Annotated in this window: 2 protein-coding genes; both read right to left on the bottom strand. The window is 63.2% G+C overall.

Going from position 1 to position 2,880, the window contains the following annotated elements; all coding sequences use genetic code 11:
- Window positions 1-24: 24 nt before the first annotated feature.
- Complete coding sequence (locus tag EOC06_RS35345) at window positions 25-2,373, bottom strand: ABC transporter ATP-binding protein (protein WP_128309984.1); 2,349 nt, start codon at window positions 2,371-2,373, stop codon at window positions 25-27.
- 65 nt (window positions 2,374-2,438) lie between these two features.
- A partial coding sequence (locus EOC06_RS35340; protein WP_164898935.1) for an ABC transporter permease occupies window positions 2,439-2,880 on the bottom strand: 442 nt, incomplete at its 5' end.

The raw sequence follows: 2,880 nt of genomic DNA, 5'->3' as shown, positions 1-2,880 counted from the left end.
GCATATGAAATTGCGTGATGCCGGTCAGTTCGGTTTCCTGGGCTTGCCCGGCTTTGGAGAACGGCCGGTTTCCGAAACCTCGTCGCGGACCTCGTGACGGCGGGCTTTCGAAACGGCTTCGGCCTCCTCGGCAGCCTGCCCCACCGCATCGGCTGCCGCGCTGCCCGTCTTGCCGCGCGGACGCTTTGGCGGCGTGCCGGCAAAACCGGGGCCATCGCCGTGCGGCGCGTCATCCGGCACGCCTTCGTGCGCGGCGTGTTCCTTGTCGAACTTAATCACCGGCTCCATCTTGGCCAGCACGTCGTCGGAGAGCCAGCACAGGCTCATATGGCCGCCGCCGAGATGCTTGACCGGTGGCACCTTGGTCTCGCAAAGATTATCAGGCACCAGCTTCTTGTAGCCGCAGCGGGTCTGGAACGGGCAGCCGGACGGTGGGTTCATCGCCGAGGGAATGTCGCCCTCCAGCACGATGTGCCGCTTGACCACGCTGGTGTCAGCGATCGGGATCGCCGACAGCAGTGCCTCGGTATAGGGATGGTAGGGCGGCGCGAAAATCTGGTCGGTCGTGCCTTGCTCGACAATATAGCCGAGATACATGACCACGACGCGGTCGGCGATGTAGCGCACGACCGACAGATCATGGCTGATGAACAGCATTGTCGTCTTGTTCTTGCGCTGGATGTCCATCAGCAGTTCGGTCACCGCCGCCTGCACCGAAACGTCGAGCGCCGACACCGGCTCGTCGGCCACCACCACCTTGGCGTCACCGGCAAAGGCACGCGCCACGCCGATGCGCTGCTTCTGGCCGCCCGATAGCTGGCGCGGCTTGCGGGTTTCGAATGCCCGCGGCAGCTTCACCAGGTCGAGCAGTTCCAGCATGCGCTTGCGGCGATCGGCAACCGTCTTGCCGACGTTGAACTTCTCCAGCGTGCGGATGATCTGCGAACCGACCGAATGGCTGGGATTGAGCGTGTCGAACGGATTCTGGAACACCATCTGGATCGACGACACCGTGTCGACGCTCCGTTTCTCGATGCCGGTCGACTGGATTTCCGTGTTGCCCAGCGTCACCGTGCCGGCACTTGCCGTCTCCAGCCCGAGCAGCACCTTGGCCAGCGTCGACTTTCCGCAGCCGGATTCGCCGACGATGGCAACCGTCTCGGATTCGCGCGCCATGAACGAGATCGTCTCATTGGCCTTGACGACGCGGCCCTCGCTCGAGCCGAACACCTCGTTGCCGCCGACCCTGTAGTATTTTCTGAGGTCCTCGATCTTGAGCACCGGCGCACCGGGCACGACGCGCTCATTGACCTTCTTGGCGCCGGGCGGCAGCGCCTCCCAATCGATCTCATTGAAGCGCACGCAGCGCGAGAAATGGCCTTCATGACCAGCGACCTCGATCATCGGGATTTCGGCGGCGTTGCAGACGCCCTCGACGAAATGGTGGCAGCGCGGGCCGAAATTGCAGCCCTTGGGCCGCTCGTGCGGCAGCGGCAGTTGGCCGGGAATCGAGATCAGCGGCCGTGAGTTCTTGTCGGCGCCCGGCAGCGGGATCGAGCGGAACAGCCCTTGCGTATAGGGATGGCGCATCCGGTCGAACACGTCCTTGATCTTGCCGGTCTCCACCGCCTCGCCCGAATACATCACCGTGATGCGGTCGCAGGTCTCGAGGATCAGGCCGAGATTGTGCGACACGAAAATCATCGACGTGCCGAACTTCTCGCCCAACCCCTTGACTAGGTCGACGATGCCGGCCTCCACCGTCACGTCGAGCGCCGTCGTCGGTTCGTCGAGCAAAAGCAGCGCCGGCTTCGACAGCAGCGCCATGGCGATGACGATACGCTGCTGCTGGCCGCCCGAAAGCTGGTGCGGATAGGAGCGCATCATGCGCTCGGGATCGGGCAGCTTGACCGAGCGCACCATTTCGATCGCGCGCTTATAGGCCTCTTCCTTCGACACCTTGTCGTGGATCAGCGGCACTTCCATCAACTGCTGCCCGACTTTCATCGCCGGGTTCAGGCTGGCCATCGGCTCCTGGTAGATCATCGCGATCTTGTTGCCGCGAATGGAGCGCAACTCCTCGTCGGAGAGCTCGCCCATGTCCTTGCCCTGGAACTTGATCTTGCCGCCGACGATCTTCCCGATGTTGGAGAGGTCGCGCATGATGCCGAGCGACACGGTCGACTTGCCGCAGCCGGATTCGCCGACGATGCCCATCGCCTCGCCCGGCATGACGGTGCAGGAGAAATCCATGACCGCCGGAATCTCGCCCTTGCGGGTGAAGAAGGAGATCGACAGGTTCTCGATCTCGATGATCGGCGCGTTGGCCGGCCCATTGGTTGGCGTGGCGGGATTTCGAACTGCCTCGTTCATGGGTCGCTCCAATCCTGGTTCTTCTAGGCCTGTTTCTCTCAGGCGCATCGGGTCGAAACCCGAGATCAGTCTTTCATCGATTGTTCGCGCAGCGAGTCGGCGAGCAGGTTCAAGCCCAGCACGAACGACATCAGTGCGATCGTCGGCGGCAACGCCGGGTGGATGAAGGAGCGCAGCAGGCGGCTGGCGTCCTTGATCGCGGTGCCCCAGTCCGGACTTTCCGGTGCCAGGCCAAGGCCGAAATAGCCGAGCGTGCCGAGCAGGATGGTGGTGTAGCCGATGCGCAGGCAGGCGTCGACGATCAGTGGCCCGCGCGCATTGGGCAGGATCTCCCACAACATGATGTACCAGGGTGATTCACCGCGCGTCTGCGCCGCCGCCACATAGTCACGCGTCTTGATGTCCATCACCAGGCCACGCACGATGCGGAACACGCCGGGGCTGGAGGCGAACACCACTGCCACGAAGATGTTGAGCTGGTTGGGATCGATATGCACGATCTTCAGC

This window comes from Mesorhizobium sp. M7A.F.Ca.MR.362.00.0.0 (genome assembly GCF_004023175.1).
Classification (GTDB): Bacteria; Pseudomonadota; Alphaproteobacteria; order Rhizobiales; family Rhizobiaceae; genus Mesorhizobium.
The sequence above is the reverse complement of the archived record's forward strand: the minus strand, read 5'-3'. Positions and strand labels throughout refer to the sequence as shown.

What these genes read in the sequence shown, in the direction of transcription:
- EOC06_RS35345 (WP_128309984.1), bottom strand. Translation starts at nt 2,373, where the DNA reads ATGAACGAGGCAGTTCGAAATCCCGCCACGCCAACCAATGGGCCGGCC.